The 13,118-nt window shown below is 32.8% G+C and carries 12 protein-coding genes; 7 read left to right on the forward strand and 5 right to left on the reverse strand.

The annotated features are described in order from the left end of the window. Positions 1-378: 378 nt before the first annotated feature. The 7 genes from AABK36_RS05615 (at position 379) to AABK36_RS05645 (ending at position 10,163) form a co-directional block, all read left to right on the forward strand. Complete coding sequence (locus AABK36_RS05615) at positions 379-558, forward strand: hypothetical protein (protein ID WP_309942022.1); 180 nt, start codon at positions 379-381, stop codon at positions 556-558. A 508-nt stretch (positions 559-1,066) separates the two neighbouring features. Beyond that, positions 1,067-1,246, forward strand: a complete 180-nt coding sequence (locus AABK36_RS05620; protein WP_309942024.1) for a hypothetical protein — start codon at positions 1,067-1,069, stop codon at positions 1,244-1,246. Between the two features lie 147 nt (positions 1,247-1,393). Further along, positions 1,394-2,476: an NHL repeat-containing protein gene (locus AABK36_RS05625; RefSeq protein ID WP_309942025.1), complete on the forward strand. Its 1,083-nt coding sequence runs from the start codon at positions 1,394-1,396 to the stop codon at positions 2,474-2,476. Further along, the gene (locus AABK36_RS05630; protein ID WP_309942027.1) at positions 2,460-2,900 is read left to right on the forward strand and encodes a MauE/DoxX family redox-associated membrane protein; all 441 of its coding nucleotides are present in this window, start codon (positions 2,460-2,462) and stop codon (positions 2,898-2,900) included. Before AABK36_RS05625 ends, AABK36_RS05630 begins: the two co-directional genes overlap by 17 nt. Before the next feature lie 57 nt (positions 2,901-2,957). After that, complete coding sequence (locus tag AABK36_RS05635; RefSeq protein WP_309942030.1) at positions 2,958-6,107, forward strand: efflux RND transporter permease subunit; 3,150 nt, start codon at positions 2,958-2,960, stop codon at positions 6,105-6,107. Continuing rightward, positions 6,100-7,146 (forward strand): efflux RND transporter periplasmic adaptor subunit, encoded by a 1,047-nt coding sequence (locus AABK36_RS05640; RefSeq protein WP_309942034.1) that lies wholly within the window; start codon positions 6,100-6,102, stop codon positions 7,144-7,146. Before AABK36_RS05635 ends, AABK36_RS05640 begins: the two co-directional genes overlap by 8 nt. A gap of 5 nt (positions 7,147-7,151) precedes the next feature. After that, a complete protein-coding gene (locus tag AABK36_RS05645) occupies positions 7,152-10,163 on the forward strand; it encodes an efflux RND transporter permease subunit (protein WP_309942037.1) in 3,012 nt (1,003 codons plus the stop codon). Between the two features lie 91 nt (positions 10,164-10,254). Here AABK36_RS05645 and AABK36_RS05650 read toward each other — a convergent pair whose 3' ends face one another. From AABK36_RS05650 to AABK36_RS05670, 5 genes are all read right to left on the reverse strand, one after another. Further along, positions 10,255-10,527: a hypothetical protein gene (locus AABK36_RS05650; RefSeq protein WP_309942039.1), complete on the reverse strand. Its 273-nt coding sequence runs from the start codon at positions 10,525-10,527 to the stop codon at positions 10,255-10,257. A gap of 94 nt (positions 10,528-10,621) precedes the next feature. Continuing rightward, positions 10,622-11,116 carry a hypothetical protein gene (locus AABK36_RS05655; protein ID WP_309942040.1) on the reverse strand — a complete coding sequence of 165 codons (495 nt, stop codon included), beginning with the start codon at positions 11,114-11,116 and terminating at the stop codon, positions 10,622-10,624. A 137-nt stretch (positions 11,117-11,253) separates the two neighbouring features. Continuing rightward, on the reverse strand, positions 11,254-12,279 hold the full coding sequence (locus tag AABK36_RS05660; RefSeq protein WP_309943502.1) for an IS3 family transposase: 1,026 nt from the start codon (positions 12,277-12,279) through the stop codon (positions 11,254-11,256). After that, positions 12,273-12,557: a transposase gene (locus AABK36_RS05665; protein WP_338390266.1), complete on the reverse strand. Its 285-nt coding sequence runs from the start codon at positions 12,555-12,557 to the stop codon at positions 12,273-12,275. The genes AABK36_RS05660 and AABK36_RS05665 overlap by 7 nt, the downstream gene beginning before the upstream one ends. Before the next feature lie 54 nt (positions 12,558-12,611). Then, positions 12,612-13,070 carry a suppressor of fused domain protein gene (locus tag AABK36_RS05670; protein ID WP_309943368.1) on the reverse strand — a complete coding sequence of 153 codons (459 nt, stop codon included), beginning with the start codon at positions 13,068-13,070 and terminating at the stop codon, positions 12,612-12,614. Positions 13,071-13,118 lie beyond the last annotated feature (48 nt).

Here is a 13,118-nt window from a genome sequence, read left to right on the forward strand (position 1 = left end):
GGTTATAATATAGTATATTTATTTTGCATGCAATTCGTTGTTATTGTTAAAAATCTAATTTTTATTTTTGTTTTACAGTTTTATTTTTCGCTTTGTTAGTGAGATATTTAACAATATGTTCATATATTGTTGTGTGTTTTTAGTTTGAAAAAAATTAGATTTGTTTCAGTAATATAAATATTTCATTTGTCTCATGTTATTTCAGTTATGATAAAAAAGTTTTTTTGTTTTATTATCTACTCTTTGTTTTCTTTAGACTTGGTATTTAATAGTATTCATGGTGAGTCTAGAGTAGGTAGAGAATGATTGATAGGAATTATTGACTGGAGAAATATTTGTGCTTTGTATCATTTAGGTAATTTTCAAATCGTTTCAATTATGAGGAAAATTAAGTTCATTGTTCTTACAGTAGGCGCTTTACTTGCATTTGTTTCAACTGTTGACGTTGTTAATGCTGGTACTCAAGGTAGCGGTTGTTCTCCTTGCCCGACAGGTGGCCCAATTTGCTGTGTTTCAGATGGAATATATTTTTATGGTTATTTCGATGATGAAAGATAGCTTTTGCTGTTAAGATTGTGATCTTTTTATGTCTTTTCTTTTTAGTTCATTGAGTCTTTATTGAATAATTCATGAGGTGAGTTTAAGCGTTATGTGTTATGTAGTGTATTGAATTAATTTGCTATAGTTAAGATATTGTGATTTCATTTATTTAAATATTTTTTATGAAAAAGGTTTAACTACTTGTTTTGACATTAGGTGTAATGGTAGTGCTTGGTACGACTGTAAATACTTCTGTTGTTGCAGGGCCAATAGGTGATGGTTGTGATCTTTCACAATGTAGTGGTAGTACATTTGTATGTTGTAATCAAGGTAATGGTTTAATATTCTATATGGGAAGAGATTCGAATAGGTAGTAGTTTCTCTCTTTGTAATGGAGGTGAAATAAAGTGTTGGGTAATTAAGTAATAAATTATTTGAGTCGATAAGACTTGTAATAAGGTTCAAGATATTCACATCAAGGTGGTGTGTATTTTAATAATTAATTTTAAACAAAACTTATTTTATTATGAAAAAGGCAAAATTGTTTGTTTTCGCTATTGGTGCAATGGTAGCACTTGGTTCGGCTGTAAATACTTCTGTTGTTGCAGGCCCTCAAGGGGACGATTGTGGTGTTGCAGCTTGTGGAGGTGGTCCATCTAAATGTTGTCAAACATTTAATGCACGTTATTATACTCGAGTTAATTAAATCGTATTAATTTAAGACTACATGAAAAAGCTTCTTTTTCATGTAGTTTTTCACAGTATTATATTGATTTAATTAGATTAAAAGATACTGATATTGGGTCAGTATGTGATTTTTTAATTGAGTATGCGTTAAATCATAATTTAAAATATGAATATAAAAAATATAGGAATAATATCTATTGGAGTAATATTATTAGGAATTTTTTACTTAAATAGTAATAAAAGTAGAATAAATTCTACTAAATTTGACGCAGAGTTAAATCAGCAAGTTACTTTTATAAGTAATATTGTTGAAATTGAAAGAATAGATTTAAATAAATCATATTCAAAATTCAGAAAAGATAAAAAGGTGTTTTATTTTTTAGATACTAAAGATCATAAAATATATACACATGATTTAAAAGGGAAAAAAATAGCATCTATAGGTGGAGGAAAAGGAATGGCACCTGATGAGAGTGTTTGGGTTTATGATCATAAGTACGATTCAAGTGGGGTTTTTATTGTTGATATACAAGGGGCTAATTTGAAAAAGATCTCTCATGAGGGAGACTTAATTTCATATGGTAAACTAATTGATGAAAAAGGTGAACTAAATAGAGGTGTTGCATTAGGTAATAATATATTCTTACTTACTAAGTTTGATGAACTTTCGAATCAACTAAGAGTAATTAAATTAAGTTTAAGGAAAGATTCAATAAACTTAATTGAGGAAAATATATTAAAATTGCCTAAAGAATCTTCTAGATATGATTTCTATTATGATGGAGATTTTGTTACAAATGGGAATGAATCTGTTTATTATTGTTGGTTTACAAATGATTTTGTAATTCTTGATAACAATGGTAGAACAAAATTTAATGCAAAGTCTATTTTTGAATCTGAAGGACCTAAAGTAGTTACCAAAACAAATGTAAAAGGACATCAATATACAAAGTATAAGTCAAGATATTATTTAAATAATTCAGCAGCCATCGATGAATCTTACTTTTATATGCTTACTAAATTGAATCATGGGGAAGAAACTGAACAGAAGCAAAGCTATATAGATGTTTATAGCCTAAAAAATGGTGACTATGTAGGTACGTTGAAAATTCCTGCGATTCAAGCAACGGGTGACCTTGTTGAATACCCGAAAGAAATATATAAAGAAATGGATTCAAATGATCTTTATGTCTTATATGAAGAAAGTCACCTCGTAAAATATAAATTAGAAGATGAAAGATTCAATTAAAAGCAATATCAGCAATGGAAGCGATTTGATTATGATCCTTCTCTATTCATATACAGGTATCATTAAAATATTTGATTATAATGGCTTTATTTATAAGCTGAAGACATCCTCTGTAATCGATAGCGATTTGATTTATTATTCGGCGATGACTACGCCATTTTTAGAAGTGATTATCGCTGTGGCTTTATTATTTAATAAAACAAAAACGTTAGGTAGAATATCCAGCATATCTTTGATGTCTCTCTTTACTTTTTATCTTATATTTTTAAAAGCCGATGGCCAAAGTTGTTCATGCGGTGGTATATTCGAGCAATTGTCATTTGACCAGCATTTGTATTTGAATGTTGCCTTTATCATAATTGCTGGGCTTCCATTTCTTTTTTCCTCTAATAAGGAAGATAAGATCATTCAGGCACAAGGTTAATTATATATATTGTAGCAGCTATAAGCCAATAAATGGAGTATAGCTGTTTTTTCTTTTATGAGTTCATTTCGAGTTATTCTTATATTTATTCTTTTAAGTTTGTTAGGCTTGTTTGTATTGCCTTATCAAACGGTTAGCTTATTGCCTATAAAAGATAAAAATGGAATATCAATTTCGTATATTTTTGCAGATGCTAGCCCTGAGAATGTTGAGAGCGAAGTGACATCGTTCTTGGAAAACCATTTATCAGCGATTAAAGGACTTAAGTCAATAGAGTCCGAGTCTAGATATGAGTTTGGAAGTATTCACCTTGAGTTTGATGAAGGGGTGGATTTATTTCAAATGAAAAATGAGATAGGAATAATTTTAAGGAATTGTTATCATCAGTTGCCTAAATCATGCAGCTATCCTTTCGTTAGGTTTTCTTCCAATACAAATATCAATACAGAGGAACCATTGCTGGTATATCAAGTGTGGGGAGATTATCCTCTTCCTGAGCTTAAGGAAATTTCAAATCAAGTAATTCAAAATAATATATCGCAGCTGCAAGGAGTCAAAAAAGTAGCTGTGCATGGGGCGCCGGAAATGGTGTTGAGAATAGCATATGATGTTAATAAACTGCAGGCTAATAGATTAAACAAGTCTAATATAATAAACAGCTTAAATAATTTAAATTCAAAAGCTGTCCAGAGAGAAAATATTACAAAAGCAGGTCAAAGATATCTGGTAGGAATAAAACCAAGAATCAATTCTTTAGAAGATCTGAGAAAAATTACAATTGCTAATTCTAACAATGATTTGATTGTTCTGGGAAATATTGCGGATATTTATTTTGAAAAGAATGAGAAAAGCACCCATTTTAAAGTAAATGGTAAAAATGCTCTAGTGCTTAAAGTCTTTGCCGAAGATGAGGCAAACAAGCTGTTGACCGGAACCGATGTGAAAGAAGCTATTGATGAATTGAATAGTCAATTGCCCGCTGGAAGCAATTTAACTTTACTTCATGATCAGACTGATTTTATCAATCTTGAATTAAATAAAATATATGTAAGGTCATTTATCTCTTTAATGATATTAGCATTATTTATATTGGCGATTAGGTCTGGTGTAAGATATATACTTGTATTATTCTCTAGCTTAATTATAAATGTTTTACTGGTTTCGCTCATACTGTTTGTGTTTAAGGTTCACATTCATATATACACATTAGCAGGCTTGTCTATTTCGTTTGGAATAATGATAGACAATGCTGTGATTATGATGGATCATTATGGTGCAAATAGAAACAAGTTTATAATTACAGCATTGATCGCTATTTCCTTAACAACTGTGCTCGCTTTATTGGCAATATTCTTATTGCCCGATAGTATATCAGGTGATTTGAATGACTTTGGGTTGATTATAGCTATTTGCATAGTTTCGTCTCTTTTTATTTCATTTTGGTTTATTCCTGCCATGATGAATATGTTTGATTTTGGTTTATCTCAACCAAGTGATAAAACCAAGTTTAAGGCGAAGAAGTGGTTCATAAGGTATAATGCTATGCTGATAGTATTATCGAAAAATAAAATACTGGTATCATTAGCAATAATATTGACATTCGGCGTTCCTGTATATCTAATTCCTGATAAAATAAAAGGCGATAGTAAATGGTCGATAGTATACAATGATATTTCAGATAAAATAGAATTTAAGGAAAAAGCACAACCAATTTTAGACAAGATGCTAGGGGGAACGGTGAGTTGGTTTTTGAAAAATTTGCATGAAAATTCCGGCTTTAGAGATTCAAAAGAATTGGTGTTGAGGTTGAATGTCAAAATGGATCCTTCTTACGACTCGGATTATTTAGGAAGAGTATTAGCTAAGGTTGAGCAAGAGTTATTGAAAAACGAAGGAATTAGACAGATCTTCACTACACATATGCCCAATAATACGGGTCTAATTGAGCTGTTCTTTCATGATGATTACATTGAAAGCGGAGGAGCTTTTAAAGTGAAAAATGATTTAGCCAATTTGTCGGTTAATTGGTCTGGATTTCATTGGGTCATTTCTGGTATAGGAAAGCCATTTACTATGGGGATGACTAATAATTTAGAGGCTTCAAATTTTGTTGTCAGATCTTATGGGTATAATCTTGACCAACTTAACAAACAGGTGGAAAAGCTGACAGAGAGTTTAGTTTCTAATGAAAGAATACAGGATGTAAATACAAATCTAGACTTTAATGGTCATAAAGAGTGGAGTACGAAAAGTCTAATACTGAAGCCTGATTTGTTGGGACTTAATTCTTATAACCATGCTTTGACAGAGTCATTCAGTCAAATTGAACAGTACAAAAGCGTCGGATATGCCAAGCAGAATATAACACTGGAAAATAAAAACCACATTGTGAGTGTCAGAGAGAAAAAAGATGATGTGTTTTCATCATATGACTTAATGAATCTCGCTATGGAAGTTGATTCAGCGAAGTTTATTAGCCTTAGCGCTGTGTCTTTTATGGACAAACAGAAAAGCGTGTCTAGTATTTATAAATACAATAGGAATTATATTAAAGATATTTCATTCCTGTACGAGGGAAGTTATAAGTTTGGGGACTATTTTCTAAAGGATGTACTTGAGAAGTTTTCCAAAACATTGCCATTGGGCTATAAGTTCGAAAAGTTATCAGGCAGTTGGAAGTGGGAGGAAGAAAAGCAAAAGTATGGTCTTTTGTTTCTCTTATTGATCGCAATATTTTTTGTATGTTCTATTTTATTTGAAAATATTCGACTTCCATTAGCTGTAATATGCGTCATACCGATATCTTTTATTGGCGTGTTTATCGGTTTTGCGAGCACTGAGTTTTATTTTGACCAAGGAGGGTATGCCGCTTTTTTGATGTTGTCGGGTATTTCGGTAAATGCGGGCATACTCATAATGAATGATTATTTATCAAATAAAAACAAAGGTTTGCGCAACCCCATGCTTAAAGCTCTAATTAATAAGTGCAAGCCTATATTTATCACAAATATGTCTACCTGCTTAGGCTTGGTCCCTTTTTTAATGGGAGGGGATGAAGATGTTTTTTGGTTTTCCATGGCATTTGGTACGATAGCGGGCTTGTTTTTTTCTGTGCTGGCTGTATTTGTGTTTATACCATGCTTTGTCATTGTTGATAGAAAAAAAACAAAATTAGTAAATAACCTTATATCAATAGATCATGAATGAGTTCAATTTTATATTAGCCATTTTTTTGCTTATGACTTCTTGTAAGTATGAACCAAATAATGTAGAATTCAAAGAATCTAGATTAAGCAAGGATTTAGCAATTGTCAAAGTGAAGACGAAGGAAGTTAAAAGCGGTGAATTTGATATGAGAGTCCTTGTAAAAGGCATCGCAGAGCCTGAAATAGAGGCAGATATTAGGGCTCGGATTCCTGAAGAAATCGTGCGCCTGAATATATACAATGGAAAAAAGGTTTCCAAGGGTGATACTTTAGCCTTATTGAATGATAATGAATTCAAAATTCAATATAAGAAAGCTTTGGAGGATTATTTGAAAAATTTTCAAGAGTATGAAGCTTCACTTGTAGAATACAATTTATTGGATTCGGGTTCTAATAATAAACTAAAGAATATTTTAAAAATCAAACATGAAGTTGGCAAGTATAAATTTCTTTTAGAAGAAACGGAATTGAAGTTGAGCTATACTAGTATTCAGTCTCCAGTTGATGGGATAATATCGAACTTAAACCATAAGCAATATCAGTTTATCGAAAGCGACAAGAGCTTGTGTACGGTATATTCCAACCATTCTATGCTAATAAAATGCAGAGTTCTTGAATCAGATGCTCTTCGAATTAAAAAGGGACAGGCAGCTGTCGTTAAGGTTGTTGGAAATGATATAGAGATTAAAGCGAAAGTAGTTGAAGTAGATCCTTCCATTGACGAGCACGGGATGTTTCAAGTATGGGTGAAGACTACTGAGCAGGAGACCAATTTGATCAAAGGAATGCATGCTATGGTTGAATTGCAAATTCCTGTTCAGAATGCGCTTGTGATTCCTAAGGAAGCCATACTTATGAGATCGGGAAAAGAAGTGGTTTTTACATATGAAAATGGGAAAGCCAAATGGAATTATGTTAAAATAGTTCAGGATAATGGGGATGAAGTTATGATTTCTGAAGATTTAAAGTATGGAAGGAATGTAATAGTCTCAAATAATTTGCATTTATCTCATGACTCTCCCGTGGCTTTAATAAAATAATAAAGATGGTTTCATACTTGCTTAAACGGCCTATAGGAGTGATAATGAGCTTCATTATGGCGATATTTTTAGGGCTAATGGCTGCGATGTCACTGCCTGTGGGACTTTTACCCGATGCGGAGATTCCTGAGCTTTTAATAAAAGTTGAAGCTGAAGGTTATTCTCCTCAAGATGTAGAGAACAATATTCTTTCAATCATAAGGAAAGATCTTATGTCCTTGGAAAGATTGAAGGATTTGGAAAGCAAATCTTCCAATAATGAAGGCGTGATCAGATTGTATTTTGATCACGGCACTAAGATGGATTTTATTTACCTAGAGGTAAATGAAATTATTGATCGACTAAGCTCTGTGTTTCCGGATAATATTCCCAGACCAAAAATTATTAAAATCAATTCCACGGATTTGCCTATGTTGACCTTGCATGTGATGCCTAATTTTGGAGTGGATTTTGTGCAGACAAGCAAGCTTGTGAAAAATACAATTAAAAGAAGGTTGGAGCAAATAGCCGGCGTTTCTCTTGTTGATTATAATGGGATGTCAGAAGAGGTGATTTCAATTAAGCCGCAAATAGATAAAATGGATGCTCTGGGAGTGAATATTGATCAGTTGGTTGAGACTATAGAGCGCGCGAATATAAATTTGGGAACTATTTTGCTTAAAGATGGGCAAATGTCTTATAATTTAAATCTTTCCCTTTTCGCTTATGAAGAATCGGATATTGCCAATTTGACATTGAGGTTGCCTTCCGATGATTTGGTTTCATTAAAGCATGTTGCAAATGTAGAGAGAGCAAGCTCTGATGATAAAGGAAGTCATTACTATAATAGCCATAAAGCAATTGCGATCAACATTCATAAAAAGCATGATGCGGTTTATGATGATGTGCGAGAGGATATTAGCGATTTAGTTTCTAATCTAGAAAGCGAATATGAAGGTCTAAGCATAAAGTATAGCCAAGATCAACATCGCTTTTTGAAAGCAAGTATTGGAAGTTTGAAATCCAATCTTTTTTTTGGTGGAATCTTCGCATTTATAGTTTTGTTTGTTTTTATGGGAAATTGGAGAGCACCATTGCTTATAGGCATTTTAATACCTGTTTCCTTTATTTTGACGTTTTTGTGTTTTTACTTGCTGAATGTCTCTATCAATATAATTTCATTAAGTGGGATGACTTTAGGTTTGGGCATGATGATAGACAATGGAATTATTGTCATTGAAAGCATTAGCAATAGATTGAAACTGGAGACGAATAGAGCGACAGCTATATGTAAAGGTGTTTCCGATGTGGCACCCTCTCTAATTAGTTCTTCTTTGACTACGATTGCTGTGTTTGTCCCATTGATATACATGGATGGATGGACTGGAGCATTGTTTACAGATCAAGCAATGGCTATTGCATTGACTTTAGGCATGTCATTACTAACGTCTTTTATATTAATTCCTATACTATCCAACTTATTCATTGATGATAGTTCTCAACAAGTTGAAAACATTTTTTATTTAAAGGTAAGAGCGTATTATCGAAAAATGTATGATTGGATTAATGCGAAAAAACATAGGGCGCTTGTGTTGAGTTTTTCTTTGTTATTTCCAGCCATATGCGTTGTATTCATAATCAACGTAGATAGCTTTCCAGAAATTGAGAATAAGAATTTCATATTAGAGATTGACTGGAAAGAGCCAATACATATAAGTGAGAATGAAAAAAGAAAAAATGAAATAGATAGTTTATTAATGAATTTCATTCAATTGAATACAAGCAATATAGGTCTAACTCAATATTCTCAACAATTAAACTATCAGTCTTACCGTAGATCATCATTCTACTTAGAGTTTTTAGATGAGAGTTCAATTGTTGACGGACGAAAATCTTTAAGGACCTTTATGGATTCAAACTATCCTAATGCTGTTTATAATGTTGTTGATGCTCCGAATTCATTTAATATGTTATTCAAGAATAGCACACCTTATTTGGAGGCAAGAATTTATAATAATCGAAGTAATTACCCATTAAGTAGCGAAAAAATTAATGCTTGGAAAGATAAAGAGGCTGTATATCATGCGCTTGATTGGAAAGGGATGCAAGAGTCTCAAATTCTGGAAGCATCGATTAAGATGGATCATTTAAATTTATACAATATTAATTTTAATGAATTCAAAAAGTCATTGCTACTAATAGGGAAAGAGAATATCGTTGCCAAGCTTAGGAACTATGGAGAGGTTAAAAAGGTGCTTTTGAGGAGTGATAACGCAAATTTAAGTCAGCAATTGAAAGGCACGTTTGTCAAAAACAATGATAATATTTTATTTCCAATTTCAAAATTCATCGACTTGTCCTACAGTTTAGATTTTGATGATATTTATGCGGATAACCATGGCGTCTTTCAGAGTATTATTTGGCAAGATGCTAATGGTCTAAGTGAAATTGAACATCTGAAATCCCATTGCCACTCTATAGGGACTATAACAGCTACGAAAGGCCAATTTATTGATAATCAGTTGATGTTGTCAAAGTTGATCAAAATATTATGCGTATGTTTATTGCTATTATATTTTATCTTGGCCGCTCAATTTGAATCATTGTTGCAACCCATGATAGTAGTGTTAACAATTCCGTTAGGTATTTCGGGAGCCTTGCTATTATTGTATTTAACAAATAATACGCTTAATGTAATGTCTCTGATGGGGATCATTATTATGTTGGGAGTGCTTGTCAATGATTCTATATTAAAGATTGATGCCACTAATAAAATTATAAAAAACAAGAAGAATGATTATGATGTTAGTGAAGCTCTTAAAATGAGCGGAAATCAAAGGCTGAAGCCTATTTTGATGACTACAATAACAACGATATTAGCAGTGCTTCCTGTTTTGTTTTCATCGAATTTAGGGGCTGACTTGCAGCAGTCTCTTGTAATATCAATAGTAGGAGGTTTGACGGTAGGAACAGTGTCCGCTTTATTTGTAGTGCCTTCTATTTATAAATTATTTTATAAGCCTATTTGGAAGTCATGAATTTGAATTAATGGATGACAATTGAAGAGAATTTATGATTGGAGGTGCATAGGTCCGAATTGAAGGGTTGGGCATAAATATTTTACTGTGTTTATTCATTTTCTTCCAAAGCTTCCATCAAGAAGTATTTGTTATTTGCCTTTTCAAAGTTTCCAAACAGTAGTGTTGTGTCTGAAGAACTGACAGTCACCCAAGCTCCGCTGTTGATGGAGAATTCATATTGCTGATCATTTTGAGAGATAGTGCCGATGATTTGACAAGGCAATACGCCAAACAAATGATGCCATTCAGGCCCGTTAATAGCTCTGGACTCAGCGAATACTTTTTTGATTTCTGATTTATTTAATTCCCAGCTCTGGCACATCGATGTATCATTCTCAGAAGAGGGATAATCGTTGTTTTTTTCGAAAGAAAGTATTTCAAATGGTTTTTGTTGGTTGAATAGTACAAACGTTTGTTTAATCTCTTCCTTTTTTGATTGACAGCTGTAAAAAGTTATTAGTAGTGAGAAAATTAGTTTGAATAGTTTCAGGGTACCACCAATCATTGAATTCATATTTATATTCTTTGTTTTTGTTATCTATAATCAGCGATGTACATTTGAATGGATTTTCGATTAGATTCGCTGAACGATTGAATCTTTCCGTCAAGAAGTCAAACTCTATGATCAATCGAGCTTCTTTTATAAAATATAAGTCAGATTTAAGGCTTTTAACAAGTTCTGGGAACCATTTTATATATGAATTGATAGGTATGTGAATGAAATTATTAAACTCTAGTGACGGTGATTTTTTTTTATTTATAATATTTATTTCAAAACGATCAAGTTGTTTCTCTTTCAAAAATGATTGGATATGGCCAAGTACATAGTCATTATGATAATAGTTGGTAAGGCTAATAAACGAATGACCGAAATTATGTGCCACAGCTTTTAACGTTTTGTACTTAGCCATATTAAATTAGAGATTTTCTATTTGGACTTAAATAATTGAATTGCTTTACTTCAAACAAGTCTTCAAGAGCTTCATAGCCTTTAGTTATTTTAAAATTTCTTTCTTTTTCAGTAATTGGTATAATGTTCCCCCCTTTTTTAGGACCGCAAAGTAGTTAAACTTAATTTTATTTTTTGGTTTCTCATTTCAAGAGCTTCATAAATTTCAATATCAGGTTCTGTCAAGGGCGGCTTGTGTTGCGCCTGCGGCAAGCCGTTTATACCCTTGACGGGTTCTGGTATTGAACTTACCTTTGCTTTTGAGATAAAAGCCAAATTCGATTCTTCAAAGTAGAGTTCTCTAGGTCGCTTGTGCTCCAATGAACTATGTCTTCTTTGGTGATTGTAAAAATCAAAATACTCGAGCAAGCCTACGAATAGTTCATTTCCTGTCGCGTAAGCTTTAAGGTAAATATCTTCATATTTTACGGTTCTCCATAGTCTTTCGATAAATATATTATCGATCGCCCGTCCTTTACCATCCATGCTGATTCGTATTTGCTTTGAGTGTAAATAAGAGGTGAATACTTCGCTGGTAAATTGGCTGCCTTGGTCGGTATTGACTATTTCAGGAACTCCATATTGTTCAACGCATTCTTGCATGGTTTCCTGACACCACTCAGCATCCATAGTATTGGAAATGGACCAACCCACAACAAATCGACTCTTTAAATCGATAACTGCCATTAAGTAAAAGTAGCCTCCCTCTACTGGAATATAAGTGATATCCGTCGCCCACACTTGATTGATTCGCTCGATTTTAAGCGATTCAAGCAGGTAAGGATATGTTTTATGTTGTTTATTTCCTTTAGAAGTATGAGGGCCCGGAACGATGGCTCGCAGATCCATTAGCCGATACAATCGCTCTATTCTTTTGGAGTTTATATTATAATCCATATCTTTTTTAAGCCAAATGCTCATAGAAGGCACTCCCCAAAATGGTCGCTTTTGATACTGCTTGTCAATTAATTTCATAAGCTTCAAATTAAGTTCGGACTCACCTTTAGATTTATAATAATAGCTTGATTTATGAATACCTAAGAGGGAGCACTGCCTCGTAATACTCAAGATATCATGCGCCTTATCGACTAGCTTTTTGCGTTCTTGTGTGTTTTTGTTTACGATAAGGCTTTCTTTAAAAAATCCACTTCAACTTGAAGTTGGCCTATTTTGGAGTAGAGCGTTTCTTTTTCCTTTTCCAAGCTATCCGTGGCTTCTTTTCGATCGCTATTTTTTTTAAAAAGGGAAGAGGCATTATTCAAAAACTCGCGTTTCCAAGTGTTGATTTGAGTAGGGCTCAGATCAAATTCTTGTGCTAAAATTGCGATTGTTTTCTGCTCTTTGATAGCGGCTAATGCCACTTTTGCTTTGAATTCAGGGGTAAATTTTCTTCTGCTTTTCATAGTAACTAAGTTAATAGATTGTATCTTAACTTGCAGTCCTAATTTTTGGGGGAACTATAGTATTAGCCAATAACAATGGAAAGTTTTCCCTTTAAATTGAAAAAACTCCAGTTTTTCTTCATCTAGATAAGGCAATGATATATAAAGGAAATTGCATTCAGAATTACCAAGCCAAGGTCTTCCGATACTTAAAGTGTGATTTAGGTTAAGTGGCTCAGCACTTTGATGAAATGATGCACACATTGTTAATAATTCGACTAAGCTTTTATTTTGTTCTGGTGAGAATATAAAAAGCTCGATAGTATTTATGTCTGACTTTTCATTAGACATACCAACAGTAAGGTAAGTCCACATCTTATGCATATTATTGGGCGGAATTTCAAGTACGTAAAAATCCGAGTTTATATTATTAGTAGTAATTTGACTCCAATATTGCTTAACTCCCTTTGTTTTAAAAAATGATTCATAATGCTTTCTTAATGCCTTAGTATAGCTAATTTTATAAAATATCATATTGATCAATTTTCTAAGATATTTAGTCTAATCTTATCTCTAATATAG

Source organism: Aureibacter tunicatorum (assembly GCF_036492635.1).
GTDB lineage: Bacteria > Bacteroidota > Bacteroidia > Cytophagales > Cyclobacteriaceae > Aureibacter > Aureibacter tunicatorum.

Excerpts from the sequence above, each read along its gene's own strand:
- AABK36_RS05670 (WP_309943368.1), bottom strand. The coding sequence starts at position 13,070 with ATGATATTTTATAAAATTAGCTATACTAAGGCATTAAGAAAGCATTAT.
- AABK36_RS05615 (WP_309942022.1), top strand. The coding sequence starts at position 379 with ATGAGGAAAATTAAGTTCATTGTTCTTACAGTAGGCGCTTTACTTGCA.
- AABK36_RS05635 (WP_309942030.1), top strand. The coding sequence starts at position 2,958 with ATGAGTTCATTTCGAGTTATTCTTATATTTATTCTTTTAAGTTTGTTA.
- AABK36_RS05665 (WP_338390266.1), bottom strand. The coding sequence starts at position 12,557 with ATGAAAAGCAGAAGAAAATTTACCCCTGAATTCAAAGCAAAAGTGGCA.
- AABK36_RS05645 (WP_309942037.1), top strand. The coding sequence starts at position 7,152 with ATGGTTTCATACTTGCTTAAACGGCCTATAGGAGTGATAATGAGCTTC.
- AABK36_RS05650 (WP_309942039.1), bottom strand. The coding sequence starts at position 10,527 with ATGTGCCAGAGCTGGGAATTAAATAAATCAGAAATCAAAAAAGTATTC.
- AABK36_RS05625 (WP_309942025.1), top strand. The coding sequence starts at position 1,394 with ATGAATATAAAAAATATAGGAATAATATCTATTGGAGTAATATTATTA.
- AABK36_RS05630 (WP_309942027.1), top strand. The coding sequence starts at position 2,460 with ATGAAAGATTCAATTAAAAGCAATATCAGCAATGGAAGCGATTTGATT.
- AABK36_RS05640 (WP_309942034.1), top strand. The coding sequence starts at position 6,100 with ATGAATGAGTTCAATTTTATATTAGCCATTTTTTTGCTTATGACTTCT.
- AABK36_RS05655 (WP_309942040.1), bottom strand. The coding sequence starts at position 11,116 with ATGGCTAAGTACAAAACGTTAAAAGCTGTGGCACATAATTTCGGTCAT.
- AABK36_RS05620 (WP_309942024.1), top strand. The coding sequence starts at position 1,067 with ATGAAAAAGGCAAAATTGTTTGTTTTCGCTATTGGTGCAATGGTAGCA.